The following is a 17,443-nucleotide window of genomic DNA, read 5'->3' as shown; positions in this document are numbered from 1 at the left end:
ATCAGCCAATGGCCTTCAAATGATGGGTGAAACATTCAGCGAGCCAGCGCGCGGCAGGCCCCAGCGGCTCGTCGCGGCGCCAGACCATTTCAACGACCAGCGCGGGTGGCGTCCACTCGCTGCTCAGTTCGAGCATCTGATTTTGGTAGGTCGGGTATTGCACCACATGGCGCGGCAGCCAGGCCCAGCCCAGGCCGCGCATCAACAGCTCGGCCATGGCGTAAAAACTATCAGCGCGCCAGACCTGCGGGCTGATCTGTTCGCCGCCGGGGTAGCCGCTTTGTTGCGGGGTGATCAGCAACTGACGATGCCGCGCCAGTTGCTGTCGGGTGATGGCGGTTTCGCTGGCCAACGGATGCGTAATCGCACAAACCGTGACCATCTCCACGCTGCCGAGCACTCGCCGTTCGAGGGCTTCGGGCATTTGTTCGTGATGGAACAGCAGACCGAGGTCGGCCTTTCGCTCCAACAGCTTGCGCGCCACATCGCCCTGGGCACCGCTGGCCAGTTGAACCTCAACGCTGGGGAAACGCTCGTCCAGCGCTTCGAGGCTGTCCAGCACCGGCTGATAAGGCATTGCTTCATCCAGGGCCAGCCGCAAACGTGCTTCTTGCCCGCGCATCAGGGCCATGGCACGACCGTCGAGCCGGTCGCATTGCCGCAACAATTCCCGCGCCTCTTCGAGCAAGGCACTCCCCGCTTCTGTCAGGCGAGGCTGGCGTCCGCTGCTGCGATCGAACAGGCTCACCCCGAGGTCGGTTTCCAGCATCGCAATCGCGCTGCTGACCGCCGACTGCGCACGCCGGGACTCCCTCGCCACGGCGGAAAACGAACGCTGCTCAGCCACGCTGACAAACAGCCGGATCTGTTCGAGACTCCATTCCACGACCTGCCAACCTATCAGCCGTTGAGATAGGTAATGACTTTACCCCATCTGAGCAACGGCTAAAATCGCCGTCATTGAAGAATGCATCTGCCCTGAGGGTTATCGCCATGTCCGCCTACTACCTGCTCGCCATCGCCATCTGCGCCGAAGTGATCGGCACTGTTTCCATGAAAGCCGTCAAAGGCCTGAGCACCCCGCTGCCGCTGCTGCTGGTGATCGTCGGTTATGCCGTGGCGTTCTGGATGCTGACCCTAGTGGTACGCACGATTCCTGTGGGCGTTGCCTACGCGGTCTGGGCCGGAATGGGCATCGTCATGGTGAGCATCGCGGCGCTGATCATCTACGGCCAGAAACTCGACCTCCCTGCCATCGGCGGCATGGCCATGATCGTGGCGGGTGTCGTGGTGATTCAGCTGTTCTCCAAAACGGCTGGCCACTGAGAGGGCAATGAAAAGCGGGTGATGGAAAAGCCGCTTCCCTTATAATGGCGCGATTCGTTTCGCCACCTGAGGTCTCCATGCCATCTGCTATCTCCACTGACGTCCTGATTGTCGGCGCGGGCGTTGCCGGTCTCTGGCTCAATGCGCGGCTGCGTCGCCAGGGGTTTTCGACAGTGGTGGTGGAGAGCGCCAGCCTCGGTGGCGGACAGACCTTCAAATCTCAAGGCATCATTCACGGCGGCGCTAAATACGCGCTGCACGGCGCGCTGTCCGGTGCCTCCGAGGCCATCGCCGACATGCCCCGCCGCTGGCGCGAAGCGCTGGACGGCAAGGGTGAACTGAATCTGTCGGGGGTTCGGTTGCTGTCCGAAGCTCACTACCTGTGGTCGCCAGGCACCATCGCCGGCAATCTCACCAGTTTCTTCGCCAGCAAGGCCGTGCGCGGTCGTGTGGATCAGGTGAAGGGCAACGATCTGCCTCCCGCTCTGCAAGACCCGCGCTTTAAGGGCAAGGTCTATCGCTTGGCCGAGCTGGTGATCGACGTGCCGAGCCTGGTGCAGAAACTCGCTGAACTCGCCGGAGACAGCCTGCTGGCAGGCGAAAAAATCGAGCCGTTGCTGCACGAAGGCGAACTGGTGGGCTTGCGGGTCGACGACCGTGATATTCATGCCCAGCGCGTGGTGCTCAGCGCGGGCGGCGGCACGGCCGATCTGCTCAAGGCACTGAACGTGAATCACCCGGCCATGCAGCGTCGTCCGCTTCACATGGTCATGGTCAAAGGGCCGACGCTCAAGCCGCTGTACGCTCATTGCCTCGGCGGCGGACCGAAACCGCGCATCACCGTGACCACGCACCCGGCTGCCAATGGTGAGTGGGTCTGGTACCTGGGCGGGGACATCTCCGAAGCCGATGGCGTGGCTCGCGAACCGGCCGAGCAAATCGCATTCGCCAAGAAAGAACTCGCGCAATTACTGCCGTGGGTCGATCTGAGCCAGGCGCAATTCGCCACGTTGCGGGTGGACCGCGCCGAGCCTCAGCAGACCGGACTGGTCCGCCCTGACAATGCATTTCTCGACGTGCAAGGCCGCCTGATGGTGGGCTGGCCGACCAAACTCGCCCTCGCGCCTGACTTCGCTGACCGCGTGCTGGCTTCGCTCTCCCGTGATGACATTCACCCGATCCCGCAGCCGCCGTATCCGAATCTGCCCAAACCGCCACTGGCCGTGCCGGCGTGGGACGAGCTGCTGCCATGAAGACCTTGCACGACTTGCATCGCCCGCTGGGCAGCCTCGGCATCGACGTCTCGCCTATCGGTTTGGGCACGGTCAAACTGGGTCGCGATCAGGGCGTGAAATACCCGAACGGTTTCACCATCCCCGACGACGACGAAGCGCGCATGCTGCTCAAGCTGGCCCGGGACTTGGGCATCAACCTGATCGATACCGCTCCGGCGTATGGCCGGAGCGAAGAGCGCCTCGGCCGTTTGTTGCGCGGCCAGCGTCAGGATTGGGTGATTGTCAGCAAGGTGGGGGAAGAGTTCGAAGCGGGTCGGTCGAGCCATGACTTCAGCGCCGCGCACACGCGGATGTCGGTGGAGCGCAGCCTCAAGCGTCTGGAAACCGATTTCATCGATCTGGTGCTGGTGCACTCCGATGGCAACGATCTGCACATCCTCAACGAGTGCGACGTGTATCAAACGCTGGCTGAACTGAAGCGCGAAGGCAAGATTCGCGGCTACGGCTTTTCCGGCAAAACGGTCGAGGGTGGGTTGCTGGCGTTGCAGGAAGGCGATTGCGCCATGGTCACCTACAACCTCAACGAGCAGGCCGAAAAGCCGGTGCTGGACTACGCTGCCGTCCACGGCAAAGGCATCCTGATCAAAAAGGCGCTGGCCAGCGGGCACGTCTGCCTGAGTCCCGGCGTCGATCCGGTGCAGGCCAGTTTCGAATTGCTCTTCGAGCATCCTGGCGTTACCGGTGCTATCGTCGGAACGATCAATCCACTGCACCTGTCCCACAACGTGACCACTGCTGCTGCCGTGCTACATAACCCGCTTCTTAGTCGCTCCTGATGACAGGCGGCCGACCCCAACGCAAGAAGGAGCCGATATGCCGCGAACCCTGATAAGAAAGAACCCCAGCAACTTCAAGACCCTGCCCCTGTTCGTCGAAGCCACCCCCGAAAGCCTGAGTTACCAGAGCGTCGGGATGCCGCTTAATTTCTCCCAGACCCTGCAACGCCGTCGCAAGATCGAGGTGGAGGACAGCGAGCGGTTTTCGACCGAACTGGCGAACCTTGGGGTGTCAGTGCGGCTGACGCTGAATTGGCAGAATCGGGACTATTGGGTGCTGGTGCGCCAGCGTCGTCAGGACCGTGGCGACGTGGTGCTGAAGCTGATTTCCGGCTACGTTCCGGCCCATGAACTGAACCTGCCGCTGCACACGGCGATTCAGGAAGTGGCCGAAGAATGCCTGATCGAAACCCCACAAGGCTGGTTGGGCGGGCGTTTCAACGATACCTGGCTGCCCGCGCCTTACGCGGCGGCGTTGCACTATCGCGAGGCGATGCCCTTTCGTCTGAGCCCTCTGTCTGGCGCTGCCCGCCCGGTGCGCTGCGGCGCCATGACGCTGATCGAACGCCCGCGCGCCTACGTTCACTTGCCGACCGCGTCCTTGCAGTTGATCTACGACATGCGCCTGGAAGTGCCGAAAGAGGCCCGTCCGCTGAGCCTGTTTCACGTGGATGAGGCGCTGGAAAACGATCAACTCGTCGCCCGCCTCAATCGCAGCAAACCCGATCTGTACCTGATGCCGCTGGAGAACGGATCGCCACTGCCTGAGCTGTACACGCTCAAGAACGACAAGCTCACGCCTGCAGGCACGCGAGGGTTGTACCTGGCCGAGAGTTTCGCGGCGCAGGAAGGCTGGGTGGTACGTGAAGAGCGGATTCGCTGGAAGGACTGGCTGTTGCAGCAAGGGATGGTGCCGCCGAAAGCGAAGAAGACAGGGATCAAGCGCCGGTTGAAAGTGGGGGCAAAGCAGTTGCTGCGCATTGCGCGGCAGAAGCTGCATAAGTCGTAGTCAGCTACGTTTTCAAAGGTACTGCACATTCCCCTGTGGGAGCGAATTCATTCGCGAAGGGCCAGGACGTTCAACACATACGCGTCGCCTGGTCGATTTTTCGCGAATAAATTCGCTCCCACAGTTAGAAGCGTCCGCTTTCAGAGCTTCGAATGCCGACGCATAGATGACGACTGAACTACTGCCCGCGAATCTTCTCGACAATCGCCGTGGTCGAGCTGTTCTCGACCAACCCCAGCACCCGAACCTCCCCGCCATACGCCTGCACAATCGACGCACCCACGACTTGATCCACGCTGTAATCCCCGCCTTTGACCAACACGTCCGGCTTGACGTGGGTCAGCAGGTTTTCCGGCGTGCCTTCCGGGAAGCTGATCACCCAGTCCACCGCCCCCAGACCGGCCAGCACCGCCATGCGACGGTCGACGCTATTGATTGGGCGTCCAGGGCCTTTAAGGCGGCTGACTGATGCGTCGTCGTTAACCGCAACGATCAAGCGATCGCCTTGGGCGCGGGCCTGCTCAAGATAGGTCACGTGGCCAGCATGCAGGATGTCGAAACAGCCGTTGGTGAAGACGATTTTTTCGTCGTGAGCACGGGCGTCGTCGATGGCCAACAGCAGTTGGTCAAGGCTCAACACCCCGCGCTCGGAACCTTCAGCGCGCTGGATGGCGCGACGCAGTTCAGGTGCGCTGATGGCCGCCGTACCCAGTTTGCCGACCACGATACCGGCGGCCAGATTCGCCAGCGCCACCGCATGGGGCAATTCCTCACCGGCCGCGATGGCCGCTGCCAGCGTGGAAATCACGGTGTCGCCTGCGCCAGTCACGTCGAACACTTCGCGGGCTCGGGCAGGCAGGTGCAACGCCTGCTGATCGGGACGCAACAGGGTCATGCCGTGTTCGCCACGGGTGACCAGCAACGCACCCAACTCAAGCTCGGACATCAATTGCGCGCCCTTCGCGACCAGTTCGGCCTCATCGACACAATGGCCAACGATGGCTTCGAATTCGCTGAGGTTCGGGGTGATGACGCTGGCGCCACGGTAGATCGCGAAATCCTTGCCTTTCGGGTCCGCCAGCACAGGAATGCCCCGGTCGCGAGCGGCCTTGATCAGCACTTGATGGTTTTTCAGCGCGCCTTTGCCGTAGTCGGACAGGACCAGCACCTTGACGCCCTCAAGCAGGGAATCGACTTCATCGCTCAAAGCGAGCGCGTCGGTGGCGAACGGTTCTTCGAAATCGATGCGCAGCAGCTGCTGATGGCGGCTCATGACGCGCAGTTTGACGATGGTTGGCTGATGAGCGATCTGCTGGAAACGTGCAGTGACACCTGCGGCCTTGAGGCTGTTGCTCAAGCTTTCGGCGGCTTCGTCCTGGCCAGTCACGCCAACAAGGGAGGCTTTGGCACCTAGTGCGGCGATGTTCAACGCCACGTTGGCGGCGCCGCCCGGACGGTCTTCGATCTGATCGACCTTGACCACTGGCACCGGGGCCTCAGGTGAAATCCTTGAGGTACCGCCATGCCAGTAGCGGTCGAGCATGACATCGCCCACTACCAGAACTGGTGCCTGATCGAAACGCGGCATGGACAACTTCATCGAACAACCCGTAACTAAGAATGAACAGGGGCGGAATCTTAGCACAGGGTTTCAATGGCTTGAGGCAGGAAGGGAAACTCGGTGTGACAGTCAGTGCCGATCGCGTCTGTAGGAGTGGCCTGCTCGCGAGGGTGTCATTGAAATCGCCACTGCCGGCAAGCCGCGCTGCGACAGCGGCGGCTTGCCGAACGATCATAGTGGGTCGATCAAACCGCCCCGACCGGCGCAGGCTCATCCAGCCCCATCGCATGCAGCCGGGCGTAGTAGCCGTTCTGCACAAGCAGTTGTGCATGGGTGCCACGCTCGACGATACGGCCCTGATCCATGACCAGAATCAGATCGGCCCGCTCAATGGTAGACAGGCGATGCGCGATGACCAGCGTGGTACGGCCTTTCATCACGTGGTCCAGCGCGGCCTGAATGTGCCGCTCGGACTCGGTGTCCAGCGCAGAGGTCGCTTCGTCGAGAATCAGCAGCGGAGCGTTTTTCAACAAGGCGCGCGCAATGGCCAAACGCTGACGTTGGCCACCCGACAGCAGTACACCGTTTTCACCCACCTGCGTATCAAAGCCTTCGGGAAGCTGATCGACGAACTCCTTGGCATAGGCGTCCGCTGCAGCGGCTTCGATGTCAGCACGCGGCGCATCGGCCAGATCACCGTAGGCGATGTTATTGGCAACGCTGTCGTTGAACAGGGTCACGTTCTGATTCACCTGAGCAACATGCTTGCGAAGGTTACGCAAGCGATAGTTCTCGATCTCGACGCCATCGAGCAAGATTTCACCCGAAGTGTGGTGATAAAAACGCGGAATCAGGTTCGCCAGCGTCGATTTGCCACTGCCCGAGCGGCCTACCAGCGCAATCATCTGCCCCGGTGCTGCCAAGAAACTGATGTCGTGCAAAACCTGACGCTCGGTTTCGGGGTAGGTGAAGCTCAGGTTGCGCACTTCCAGATGCCCCTGCACCCGCTCCAGTTCGACCGTGCCGGTGTCCACCTCAGCCTCTTCATCGAGCTGTTCGAAGATGCTTTCGGCGCCCGCGACGCCTTTCTGGATCGTCGAGCTGACTTCTGAAAGCTGGCGGATCGGCTTGGGCAGCAAGCCCGCTGCCGTGATGTAAGCCACCAGATCGCCCGCCGTCGCATCGCCACGCAGCCACAGCACCAGAAACATCAGCACGGCCATGGCGGTGTAGATCACCAGTTGCAGCATCGGGGTGTAGATCGACCCCGTCTTGGTCATGCGCAGCTGTTTGTCGGTGTTGCTGGTGGAGGCCTTGGCGAAACGCTCTTCTTCATACGCCTCGCCGCCGAAACTGCGAACGACGCGATAGCCCTGAATGGTCTCGGAAGCGACGTGGGTCACATCCCCCATCGCCACCTGGATTTTCTTGCTCTGCTTACGGAATTTCTTGCTGGAGCTGCCGACCATCACGGCGATCAACGGCAGGATCGCCAGCATGACAATCGTCAGTTTCCAGTTCATCCATACCAGATAGAAGAACAGGAACACGATGGTCAGGCCTTCACGGATCACCACTTTGATCGCGTCGGTCGCCGCGCCGGTGACCATGGTCACGTTGAAAGTAATGCGGGAAATCAGGTGCCCTGAGTTGTGGGTGTCGAAATAGCGATTGGGCAGGACCAACAGCTTGTTGAACAACTCGACCCGCAGGTCGTGGACCAGGCCCAGCGAGACCTTGGCCAGGAAATAGTTGCCCAGATACGACCCCAACCCCTGCCACGCCGCGATCAAGACGATCAGCAACGGCACGGCCTGCAGCAATTGCAGGTCCTTAAGATACGGCGTGTCGGGAAACAGCGCCGCTTCGGGATTGGTCAGTCCATCGACGAAATATTTGAGAATGCCGGCCAGCATCGGCTGGGTCGAGGCGAAAATGACGAAGCCGACGATGCTGAGCAGAAAGACACCCACGTAAGGCTTCACGTAGGTCAGCAGTCGGAGATAGATTTTCAGGCTTGAGGATTCGCGGTTCTCTGGCGTGCTCATAGTCATCGATACGATAAAAAGAGCCGGAATACTAACACATGGGCAGGGGGTTGGGCCTCAGGCGGCAGGCTGGGGTATGATGGCGGCCATTTTCGAAGGAGCCCGCATGCGCGCACTCGCCTACTCTGACTACCAAGCCTTACGCAGAGATGCCGAAGTCATTGAAGCCGACTTCTTCGGAGACAAGGTGCTCCGCCTCACCGACGGCAACTTCATGAAGCTGTTCCGGCGCAAACGCCTGATCTCCTCCGCAGCATTTTTTCCCTACGCCAAGCGTTTTGCCAAAAACGCCCTGACCCTTCGCAAACGCGGTATTCCCTGCCCCGATGTGCTGGACACCTACCGGGTGGCGGATATTGCGCGCGACGTGGTGCATTACCAGCCGCTGCCGGGGCTGACCCTGCGTCAACTGATCGCCGACCCCGCGCATTTTCAGGACGCGACGCTGCTGCGCACATTCGGTCGTTTCGTGGCTGAATTGCACAATCAGGGCATCTACTTTCGTTCGCTGCACTTGGGCAACGTGGTGATGACCCCGGAAAACGAATTGGGGCTGATCGACATCGCCGACATGAAGACCCTGCGTCGCCCATTGCGCAAAAGCCTGTGCCTGCGCAACTTCCAGCACATGCGTCGCTACAAGAGCGACCATGCGTGGCTGCTTCAGCAGGATGGGGATCTGTTCTTCGAGAGTTACATCGAACACAGCGCGCATCAGTGGAAACGCCAACTGCTCAGCGAGCACTTGGCGTTGGCGAAGGCGTAACGGGGGGAATGGCTAGCTGAGCGCGGCCTTCTTCTCGGATTTACCAAGGCACAGCGACAGCACGAACGGCATCCACACCACCATCCACATAGCGCGCGCCCGGCCAAATACGGTGAACACGTCAAACTGCACGGCGACGGTGGCGAATACCCAGATCATCAGGATGGCCATGCCCAACGCCTCGTTGCGGTGACGCCAGGCACGCAGGCCCAACCACAGCCACAAGACGATCCACAGCGCCGTAAACGGAATGCCGTACTGCACGGCCGTGTCGAGTATCAGGTTGTGACAATGGCCGAAGATGACACCGCCGGCCGAGACTTCGTAATCACTGCTCAGACCAATGCCCAGCCAAGGGCGCTGGTGAATCAAGTCGATGGCCCCCTTGATCAGCACCGTGCGCTCGGAATCGCCCCGCTGCAGGATCGACGGTTCAAAAATGGCCAGGGCGACGGCGGCGACCAGCGCCAGAATCGCGAGAGTGCGATAGAACCGCCCGCCACCCAGCAACACGACCACGGCGGCCACGGCCATCAGCGAAACAATCGAGCCCCGGCTGCCGGTCAGGATGACGAAGGCGACCGAACACGCCTGAAGCAGCGCCCATAGAACACGCTCACTGGTTTTTTGCGGCCACCACGTACAGCTGAGCACCACCAGTGCGGCGATGGTGTAACCCGCAGGATTGGGGTTGTCCATGAAACCGCCGAAGCCGTACATCCGGTCGATGCCACGAATTGGGTAGGCGATCAGCGCAGCCAGAGAATACAGCCCCCCCAGCCCACCCCACAGAATCAGCATGCTTTGCAGGGGCCGATTGAACGTCCGCCCCCAGACGATCCAGCCCAGAATCAGCATGAGAAAGAACAGTTCGCGCTTGATGATGGTCAAGTAGCGCTCCGCCCCGTCGCTCCACGCGAGCGAAATCAGCGACCAGATGAACAACAGCAGAAACAGCCAGAGCTCGCGACGGTTGAGCACCGTGTGGCGAAACTCGCCGAAATACCGGGCGATAAGGTAGAGACAGGGTAGGTAAACGAACGCGGTCAGCAGCCAACTGTAGAACTTCATCGTGGGCGTTAGCAGAACGCCCGCGACACTCCAAAACAAACCGAAGGCCAGTACCACACCGGCCACGCCAAGATGCGCGCTGACCGTACGAAGCTGCTCGCTACCCTGTGTGAAAACGCGGCTAACCCATGGCTGATTCTGTAGGGACTGACTCACTGTGCACCCTTGGGCTTACGGTATTTGAAAACAAAGTGTCGGAACCGCTTCCATGTCACGCGGTTCCAGCGGTGCACGGGCACGCTGGCAAACAGGCCGCGGGCGAACGGTTTGTCCGCCACGACCGACTCTTTTAACGCCTTGTTGATGATCGCCAGACGGCCCGCTTCATAGGCAGGATTGTCCTGATAAGCCTCGATCACTTTCAGGTCATAGATCAGCTGACTCTTATACGCCGTCTTGGAGATGTTGGTGTCGTGGCGTCGATACAGCGTGACCCGGTCCGGCAAAATATGCACCTGATAGCCCGCCTTGGCGATGCGCAGGGTCATCTGGAAATCCTGGACCTTGATCGTGGGGTCATAGCCGCCCACGTTGTCGATGGCTTCGCGCCGGTACATGGCGACCGGGCCGCCGACGGCATAGGCATCGGCCAATAGCTCGTCGAAGCTCCAGCGCTGGACCGGCGCATGGCTGGCGACCTTGTGTTTGAGGGGCTTGCCGTTGGAGTCGATGTAGATGACCTTCGCACCGAGCAACCCCACTTCCGGGTGCTCCTGCATGTAGCTCACCTGGCGACGAATCCGACCGGCCAGCATCACGTCATCGGAATCGTGTGTTACCACCAGATCGCCACGGGCATGGCTCAAGGCATTATTGAGCGCGGCGCTCACGCCCTGATTGTCCTGCTGGTAAAACTGAAAATCATGAACCTCGCGCAACGCTTCGATTTTCTCGGCGCTGGCGTCGGTGGAGCCGTCGTTGACGACGATCAGCTCAAAATTCTCGTAGTCCTGCTCCAGCACGCTGAGCAGGGACTCTTCGATGTAACGCTCATGGTTGAAACACGGCACTAAAATCGAGACTAATGGCCATTTCATACCCGCACTCGATCCTTGGCTTCTGGCTGCGCCTTCAATGGCCACATTTCTGCAGGCTGACGATGCACGTCCTGGCAGCCTGAGCGTGAGAAAAATGGCATGCGGAGATTGTCTGGTTTCAAATTAGTATCATTATTTTCAGCGCATGAACCGTTCAAATCAAATTCCTAACGCTGCCCGCAGCTTCTCGACACCGCTCACCGGTGCCTGCTCGCGCAAAGGGGGTTCAAGCTCTCGCACGATGCGCGCGCCGATCGCCCCGAATCCAAACTGAGACACTGCCAGATCACGCCCGTTGACCGCAATACGCGCAGCAAGACTCGGATCATCCCGCAGGATCGCGAGCTTTTTCTGCAATTGGGGTATGTCGCTGTAAAACACCACGTTGTGCATGTCCTGCAGGCCCAGCGCACGGCTCTCGGCGTCTCCTTGATCATAGGCAAACAGCACACAACCACAGGCCATTGCCTCGAAATTCTTGATCATGAATTCGCCCATACCAACGTCCGCACTCACGAAGAAACGGATGCGGTTCAGGGTGTCGCCATATTCCTGGCCGGACTTGGTGCGGGTCACCACCAGTTTCTCGACCTGGCCGAGCTCATCGAGCAATGCCTTGCGACCGCTGTAGGCGACGCTGTTGGTGCTGCCGACGAACGCCAGTTCAATGTCCCGCTCACGGCCCTGGTCGCTGAGCAACGTCTGGTCGTAGCCCTTGGGCACGAACACCGCGTCAAAACCTTCTTCTCTCAGGCGCTCGCTGACCACGAAACCGGAACTGAGAACGCGCACCCACGGCAGCTTGCGGTAATGCGCGCTGAACTTGCCGGTGTACTTGCAAGGGATGTAGTTCTGATAGGCGTCGTGTTCGAGGATCACCAGATTGGGGATCGTACGAATGAAGCCCGCCTGACGGATTTCCTGCTTGAACCGCAGGAAGAACACGATACGGTCGTATTTCTTGACGTCCACATGCTGACGGAAATAGCGGCGCAGGTTGCGCTGCTCGTCAGAGGTCAGCCAACGCAGGTCACACTCGCAATGGGCTGCGACGCCTTCGTACAGACGATCCAGAATGGCACGTTGCTCTTTCTGGACCAGAAACAAAACCTTCATGGGCTTCCTTTTAAAACCAGATCACTACCCGCCCGGCCGCTCAATCCCTGTTTTGGGGCAGAGGGCAATCAGATTTCCTTGCGCCAGAACAGTTCGTGTCGGCGCACGGCCTTTCTGAAAAATTCGTTCTCACCTTCCGCCGGCCAGTGGCGACCGGCCAGCTTTTTCTGCAACCAGCGCCGAATGCGACGTTTGAGCGGCGCCGGCGGCTGCAGGTCATGCATCATACCCAAGGCCATGGCCTTGTCTCGCTGCCGTTCGGTATCCAGCTCGATACTGTAAGGGACCAGTTCCTGCGCGGGATCGAACACCGGCGGCAAGGCGACCCCGCTATAGACATCGCCCATCGGCCAACGATCATTGTCATGAAGATGATTCGCGTAGCCGAGTATCACGCTCGGTTGCCAGGTCAGTCCTTGCAACGCTTCCAGCACCGCCGCCTGCGAACAGATGTGGTCTGGATGCGGGTCGATGGTGGCGTGAGGCATGACCAACACTTCTGGCTTCGCCTCCAACAGCAGCGCACGCAGATCGGCAATCAGGTTATTCCACGTCGGTGCGCCATCGGCATCGCCCGGCAACGTCAGAGTATTGAACTGCCTGAACAGTCGGGTATCGCTCAGATCCGCTTCCCGGGAGGCGATCGGCTGATCGGGGGCCGCCTGCATCGCAGGCAATTGAAGGCAGAAGTAGCCCAGCTGAACGCAGCGGGATTCGGGAACTCCAGCCCAGCGCGGGACGGTGATGCTGTCCCAGGCACGCAGCCGGCCTTTGATTCGCGCGGCTTCGGCCGGAGCCATGCCCATCTGCTGATAGTGTTCGGCTTCGATTTCACCCGCGGTGAGGGTGACGATCCAGCTTTCGTCAGCCTGGCTGTACAGACCAAATGCCGCCAACTCGGCGTCATCGGCATGGGGCGCAATGACCATCACACGCTGGCGGCGGGCGTCGGGGTGGGCAAACGACCACAACCGGGGCTCGCCCTGAATGCTGCAACGGCGCCCGCGAATACTCAGCTCGTTGGCGGTCAGCGCCGCGCCGAGCCCGGTGAGGTTCAAGTAGCGAAGCCCCTTCACACCCCGCTCGAAAGCCTGACTGTCGTGCAGATCGCCGCCGATCAACTCAACCGATGGGTCGAAGAAGCGCCCCAGCCATGAGCTCTTGATGCGCAACGCCAGAATCAGGGTTTCATCGCCGCTCAGCGGGGGCAGTTGATCGACCAACAACCGATCACCCTGCACGCTGACCCCTGCCACCTCGTTCTGCGCGGGCAGCCGATACTGATAGTCGTCGCTCGGCGCGTAGAACAGATGATCGGAAAACCAGGCCTCATGAGCGACCCAACCCAGTACCGCCAACACCAGCGGCAGCCACCAGGCGACGAGTACACCTAACAGCACCAGAATCACCAATGCCACCAGCAGCGCCACACGCTTGTTGCGGCGGTGGCGCTTGAGCAATGCCTGTTTGCGGCTCAACGTTGAAATACCGGGACAGGGTTACACCAACGATCCTTGTACTCACGATCGGCGCGACCAAACGAGAAACGCAAGGCCTTGCCCCGCGCCCGTGCGTCTTCCCAGGCGCTCTGTGTGTTGAGAAAGCTCAACACGCTGCCAGGACTGAAATCGCGGGTTTCGGGGTCAACGCCGCCGTTGACGTATTCGATGCTGATCCACTCCGGCGCTTCGACGCGGTAGATCAGTTGAATGGCGATGGGCGCGTCGTTTAGAAAGATCACCGAGCCGATCAGCAGATCGCGCAGCAGCTCAACCACCTCGGCCATGCGCTCGGCGCCCGTGGCAGCGAACCCCCACCGGCGCTGAAACAGATCGCAGTACATGCGGGCAATGTCGGCGCTGTTGAAGTCGGTGATCGGACGCACCACGCCGCCCGCCTCTTCCAGCAGACGCAGCTCGCGGCGCTGGTTGTAGCGAAACTTCTTGGAGAGATCTTCGGGTGTGCGGGCCATCGCCAAACACTCGGTCTGCGGCAGGAGTTCGGCAAAACGCCCCTGATTCAGCTCCGAGAGATAACGGCCGCGATGACGCAACGGGGCTTGGGTATTGGCAGCGGCGGGCAGAATCAGCTCAGCATTGCCCAGATCGAACAGGCCTTTTTTGCCGCGGTTTTTCAGCACGTCCTTGGACAGCGCCAGCGAACGCCCCCACGTCGGGATCGCGGCCTTCAACTCACCGCCTTGCGACCAGCCCAGATAACGCACCGGGATGTCGGCCAATCCTGCCAATCGCTCAACCACCAGAGGATGCGTGGCGACACTGCCGCCAAATCGCTCCCAGGCGCCCTGATACGCAGCCGCGTCGATGGGTGTCCAGCCACGTTCTCGCCAGGCTTGAAAACGATTGAGCATCAGGACTCCGCAGTCAGGTCGGTGACTTGCGGCAAACGCCAGAAGACGTTGCGAACGGCGTCGTCTGAGAACCGTTCACGCAAACGATCCAGCATCATCTCGGCACAGGCATTTCGCTGTTCGGCATCCAGTCGCGACAGGTGCATCAGGCCTTGGGCCAGGTGCTCGGCGTCGCCCAACGGGAAGAGAATACCCACGCTTTCGACCACTTCCCTGGCACCGCCCGCTGCCGTGGCAATCACCGGCACGCCCGCGACCATGGCCTCCAGCAAGACCATGCCGAAGGGTTCGTGATCGGAACTGAGAGCGAACGCATCGAACGCCTTGAAATAGCGGCTGGCATGAGGCACCTGGCCCAGCAGCATGACCTGCCGACCAATGCCCAGCTCCATCGCCAGCTCTTTCAGGTCCTGCTCAAGACGCCCCTTGCCCAAAATCACCAGTTGGCTGTCGGCGGGCAGGTTGGGAAGTGCCTGCGCAAAACCGCGCAGCAGCGTGGCCTGATCCTTGTCAGGGTGAAGACGACCGACGTTTCCCACGACCCACGAGCCTTGCGGCAAGCCCAACGCTTCGCGAGCCTCTTCACGTGACACTTGGCTGGCGGCGAGTTGATCGATGTCAATGCGGTTATAAAGCGTTTGAATACGTCCGGTCGGCCACTTTGGCAGACACTTGCGCATGTCGTCCCGAACGGCATCGGAGACACCGAGCAGGCTCAAACGCATGCGAAACAGGTGAGCGAACAGTTTTCGGCTGCGACGCTCATAGTCACCAAAGGCGTGATGCACGCCGATCACCGGCAAACGGGTGGCCAGCAGGGCGATGTAGATCGGCTTGAAACGATGGGCGATGCAAAACGCGAAATTCCGGGAAGCGGCGATTTTGCGCAAGTCGCGGATGGCCCCCAGCTTCAGGCCACGAATGGCCTTGGAGCTGTATTCCATGAACAGGACTTCATCCGACGAGCAGCCCGCTGCGACATCAGGGTCGGCAGCGCCCGTCAGGAATACCGTGGTGACCCGGTATCCCTTGCCCGCGAACAGGCTGGCGTATTGACGGGCACAGTCGAGGAACGGCCCGTCATAGCCGTGGCAGAACTGCAACACATGGCGCTCAGCCGAGCGTGTCATAAGCGTCCGCGCCGTCTTTGACCACCAGGATGTCTTCCATGATCAGGTACTGCAGGTCCGAGCCGAAGAACATGTTCAGCGCATCGGTCGGCGAGCAGATCATCGGTTCGCCGCGACGGTTGAGCGAGGTGTTCAGCGACACACCGTTGCCGGTCAGGTTTTCCAGCGCCTTCATCATGTCGTAGTAACGCGGATTGTATTCGCGCTTCAGGACCTGGGCACGGGACGTACCGTCTTCGTGAACGACTTCCGGCACGCGGGTCTTCCACTCTTCGGCGACTTCGAAGGTGAAGGTCATGAACGGCGCGGGGTGATCGATCTTGATCATCTGCGGCGCCACGGTGTCGAGCATCGATGGGCAGAAAGGCCTCCAGCGCTCGCGGAACTTGATCTGGTGGTTGATGCGGTCGGCCACACCGGCCACGCTCGGGCAACCGATGATCGAACGACCGCCCAACGCACGTGGACCGAACTCCATGCGGCCCTGGAACCAGGCGACAGGGTTGCCGTCGACCATGATTTTGGCGATCTGCTCCGGCATGTTGTCGAGCTTGCGCCACGCAGGCGCGCTCGGGTGACGGGCACAAGCGGCGATCACGTCTTCGTTGCTGTACGAAGGGCCGAGGTAGACGTGTTCCATCTTCTCGACCGGCACGCCACGGGCGTGAGACACATACGCCGCTGCACCAACCGCTGTACCGGCGTCACCGGACGCGGGCTGAACGAACAGCTCTTTCACTTCCGGACGGGCAATGATCTTCTGGTTCAGCTTCACGTTCAGCGCACAGCCACCGGCGAAGGCAATCTTGCCGGTTTCCTTGAGAATGTCGCCCAGGTAGTGATCCATCATTTGCAGCGCCAGCTTCTCGAACAGCGCCTGCATGCTGGCCGCGTAGTGGATGTACGGCTCGTCAGCGATGTCGCCTTCGCGCTTGGGACCCAGCCATTCGATCAGCTTCGGCGAGAAATAGAAGCCTTTGCCTTTCTCTTTATAACGGCGCAGGCCGATGACGTTGGCGTATTCGGTGTTGATCACCAGTTCGCCGTTTTCGAAGCTCGCCAGACGCGAGAAGTCGTATTTGGACGCATCGCCGTATGGCGCCATGCCCATGACCTTGAACTCGCCGTCGAGCATTTCGAAGCCGAGGAACTCAGTGATCGCACCGTACAGGCCACCGAGGGAGTCCGGGTCGTAGAATTCTTTGATCTTGTGAATCTTGCCGTTCTCGCCATAACCGAAAAAGGTCGTGGCGTACTCGCCCTTGCCGTCGATGCCCAGGATGGCGGTTTTCTCTTTGAAACCGGAACAGTGATAGGCGCTGGAGGCGTGGGCCAAGTGGTGCTCGACCGGCTCGATCTTGACTTTTTTCGGATCGAAACCCAGTTGCTCAAGGCACCAGACGATCTTGTTGCGATAGCGCTTGTAGCGACGGTTGCCCATCAGGATGGCGTCGAGCGCGCGGTCCGGGGCGTACCAGTAACGCTTGGCGTAGTGCCAACGCGCTTCGCCGAACAGGCTGATCGGGGCAAACGGGATGGCCACCACATCGACATCAGACGGTTTGATGCCAGCCTGCTCAAGACAGAACTTCGCAGACTCGTACGGCATGCGGTTCTTTGCATGCTTGTCGCGAACGAAGCGCTCTTCTTCGGCGGCTGCAATCAGCTTGCCGTCGATGTAAAGGGCTGCGGAAGGATCATGGCTAAGGGCGCCGGACAGGCCAAGGATCGTCAATGCCACTAGGGTCTAGCCTCTTAAAGTCTGCAAGCAGGCGTCGTGCGCCTGACAAATAAGGTGCGCCTGGCGCGGGTGCGGCGGGCAGCTAAAGGGCGGGATTATAGCGTAATGAACTGCGATATGGCGCGGGCCGAACAAAACCGCTTCAGGACACGCGACGACGCTGACTTGGCTCAGTATTACCCAGCATCAGGGGCCA

At 60.3% G+C, this 17,443-nt stretch carries 15 protein-coding genes; 5 read left to right on the top strand and 10 right to left on the bottom strand.

The window, feature by feature from the left end; genetic code table 11:
• Nucleotide 1: 1 nt before the first annotated feature.
• Nucleotides 2-886, bottom strand: coding sequence for a LysR family transcriptional regulator (locus ACIQAL_RS16930; protein WP_401147430.1), 885 nt, complete (start codon nt 884-886; stop codon nt 2-4).
• Between the two features lie 107 nt (nt 887-993).
• On the opposite strand from ACIQAL_RS16930, the gene ACIQAL_RS16925 reads away from it, so the two are divergent.
• The 4 genes from ACIQAL_RS16925 (at nt 994) to ACIQAL_RS16910 (ending at nt 4,406) form a co-directional block, all read left to right on the top strand.
• Nucleotides 994-1,326, top strand: coding sequence for a multidrug efflux SMR transporter (locus tag ACIQAL_RS16925; RefSeq protein WP_166596043.1), 333 nt, complete (start codon nt 994-996; stop codon nt 1,324-1,326).
• A 77-nt stretch (nt 1,327-1,403) separates the two neighbouring features.
• Complete coding sequence (locus tag ACIQAL_RS16920) at nt 1,404-2,579, top strand: NAD(P)/FAD-dependent oxidoreductase (RefSeq protein WP_401147427.1); 1,176 nt, start codon at nt 1,404-1,406, stop codon at nt 2,577-2,579.
• Nucleotides 2,576-3,397, top strand: coding sequence for an aldo/keto reductase (locus ACIQAL_RS16915; RefSeq protein WP_401147424.1), 822 nt, complete (start codon nt 2,576-2,578; stop codon nt 3,395-3,397). The genes ACIQAL_RS16920 and ACIQAL_RS16915 overlap by 4 nt, the downstream gene beginning before the upstream one ends.
• A 37-nt stretch (nt 3,398-3,434) precedes the next feature.
• Nucleotides 3,435-4,406: a metal ABC transporter ATPase gene (locus ACIQAL_RS16910; RefSeq protein ID WP_166596046.1), complete on the top strand. Its 972-nt coding sequence runs from the start codon at nt 3,435-3,437 to the stop codon at nt 4,404-4,406.
• 178 nt (nt 4,407-4,584) lie between these two features.
• On the opposite strand, the gene hldE is transcribed toward ACIQAL_RS16910, so the two are convergent.
• The gene (gene hldE, locus ACIQAL_RS16905; RefSeq protein ID WP_401147421.1) at nt 4,585-6,006 is read right to left on the bottom strand and encodes a bifunctional D-glycero-beta-D-manno-heptose-7-phosphate kinase/D-glycero-beta-D-manno-heptose 1-phosphate adenylyltransferase HldE; all 1,422 of its coding nucleotides are present in this window, start codon (nt 6,004-6,006) and stop codon (nt 4,585-4,587) included.
• Between the two features lie 206 nt (nt 6,007-6,212).
• The gene (gene msbA, locus ACIQAL_RS16900; protein ID WP_401147419.1) at nt 6,213-8,015 is read right to left on the bottom strand and encodes a lipid A export permease/ATP-binding protein MsbA; all 1,803 of its coding nucleotides are present in this window, start codon (nt 8,013-8,015) and stop codon (nt 6,213-6,215) included.
• Nucleotides 8,016-8,121: 106 nt separating this feature from the next.
• Between msbA and ACIQAL_RS16895 the strand changes: the two genes are divergently transcribed.
• Nucleotides 8,122-8,781, top strand: a complete 660-nt coding sequence (locus ACIQAL_RS16895; protein ID WP_401147416.1) for a toluene tolerance protein — start codon at nt 8,122-8,124, stop codon at nt 8,779-8,781.
• A gap of 12 nt (nt 8,782-8,793) precedes the next feature.
• On the opposite strand, the gene ACIQAL_RS16890 is transcribed toward ACIQAL_RS16895, so the two are convergent.
• From ACIQAL_RS16890 to ACIQAL_RS16860, 7 genes are all read right to left on the bottom strand, one after another.
• The gene (locus tag ACIQAL_RS16890) at nt 8,794-10,008 is read right to left on the bottom strand and encodes an O-antigen ligase family protein (RefSeq protein WP_401147414.1); all 1,215 of its coding nucleotides are present in this window, start codon (nt 10,006-10,008) and stop codon (nt 8,794-8,796) included.
• The gene (locus ACIQAL_RS16885) at nt 10,005-10,889 is read right to left on the bottom strand and encodes a glycosyltransferase family 2 protein (RefSeq protein ID WP_401147411.1); all 885 of its coding nucleotides are present in this window, start codon (nt 10,887-10,889) and stop codon (nt 10,005-10,007) included. Before ACIQAL_RS16885 ends, ACIQAL_RS16890 begins: the two co-directional genes overlap by 4 nt.
• Before the next feature lie 159 nt (nt 10,890-11,048).
• The gene (locus ACIQAL_RS16880) at nt 11,049-12,005 is read right to left on the bottom strand and encodes a glycosyltransferase (protein WP_401147408.1); all 957 of its coding nucleotides are present in this window, start codon (nt 12,003-12,005) and stop codon (nt 11,049-11,051) included.
• Nucleotides 12,006-12,073: 68 nt separating this feature from the next.
• Entirely contained in the window at nt 12,074-13,483 is a 1,410-nt protein-coding gene (locus ACIQAL_RS16875) for a PIG-L deacetylase family protein (RefSeq protein WP_401147405.1), read from the bottom strand.
• Nucleotides 13,480-14,376, bottom strand: coding sequence for an antimicrobial resistance protein Mig-14 (locus tag ACIQAL_RS16870; RefSeq protein ID WP_401147403.1), 897 nt, complete (start codon nt 14,374-14,376; stop codon nt 13,480-13,482). Before ACIQAL_RS16870 ends, ACIQAL_RS16875 begins: the two co-directional genes overlap by 4 nt.
• Nucleotides 14,376-15,506 (bottom strand): glycosyltransferase, encoded by a 1,131-nt coding sequence (locus ACIQAL_RS16865; RefSeq protein ID WP_401147400.1) that lies wholly within the window; start codon nt 15,504-15,506, stop codon nt 14,376-14,378. The genes ACIQAL_RS16870 and ACIQAL_RS16865 overlap by 1 nt, the downstream gene beginning before the upstream one ends.
• On the bottom strand, nt 15,490-17,247 hold the full coding sequence (locus ACIQAL_RS16860) for a carbamoyltransferase (RefSeq protein WP_166596055.1): 1,758 nt from the start codon (nt 17,245-17,247) through the stop codon (nt 15,490-15,492). Before ACIQAL_RS16860 ends, ACIQAL_RS16865 begins: the two co-directional genes overlap by 17 nt.
• Between the last annotated feature and the right edge of the window lie 196 nt (nt 17,248-17,443).

The organism is Pseudomonas sp. NPDC088368 (assembly GCF_044753445.1).
Lineage (GTDB): Bacteria > Pseudomonadota > Gammaproteobacteria > Pseudomonadales > Pseudomonadaceae > Aquipseudomonas > Aquipseudomonas bambusae.
This window is presented reverse-complemented; position numbering and strand designations above follow the sequence as displayed.

Bases quoted from the DNA above. Each gene is read 5' to 3' on its own strand.
- ACIQAL_RS16925 (WP_166596043.1), top strand. From the start codon at position 994: ATGTCCGCCTACTACCTGCTCGCCATCGCCATCTGCGCCGAAGTGATC.
- ACIQAL_RS16920 (WP_401147427.1), top strand. From the start codon at position 1,404: ATGCCATCTGCTATCTCCACTGACGTCCTGATTGTCGGCGCGGGCGTT.
- ACIQAL_RS16915 (WP_401147424.1), top strand. From the start codon at position 2,576: ATGAAGACCTTGCACGACTTGCATCGCCCGCTGGGCAGCCTCGGCATC.
- ACIQAL_RS16910 (WP_166596046.1), top strand. From the start codon at position 3,435: ATGCCGCGAACCCTGATAAGAAAGAACCCCAGCAACTTCAAGACCCTG.
- hldE (WP_401147421.1), bottom strand. From the start codon at position 6,006: ATGAAGTTGTCCATGCCGCGTTTCGATCAGGCACCAGTTCTGGTAGTG.
- msbA (WP_401147419.1), bottom strand. From the start codon at position 8,015: ATGAGCACGCCAGAGAACCGCGAATCCTCAAGCCTGAAAATCTATCTC.
- ACIQAL_RS16895 (WP_401147416.1), top strand. From the start codon at position 8,122: ATGCGCGCACTCGCCTACTCTGACTACCAAGCCTTACGCAGAGATGCC.
- ACIQAL_RS16885 (WP_401147411.1), bottom strand. From the start codon at position 10,889: ATGAAATGGCCATTAGTCTCGATTTTAGTGCCGTGTTTCAACCATGAG.
- ACIQAL_RS16880 (WP_401147408.1), bottom strand. From the start codon at position 12,005: ATGAAGGTTTTGTTTCTGGTCCAGAAAGAGCAACGTGCCATTCTGGAT.
- ACIQAL_RS16870 (WP_401147403.1), bottom strand. From the start codon at position 14,376: ATGCTCAATCGTTTTCAAGCCTGGCGAGAACGTGGCTGGACACCCATC.
- ACIQAL_RS16865 (WP_401147400.1), bottom strand. From the start codon at position 15,506: ATGACACGCTCGGCTGAGCGCCATGTGTTGCAGTTCTGCCACGGCTAT.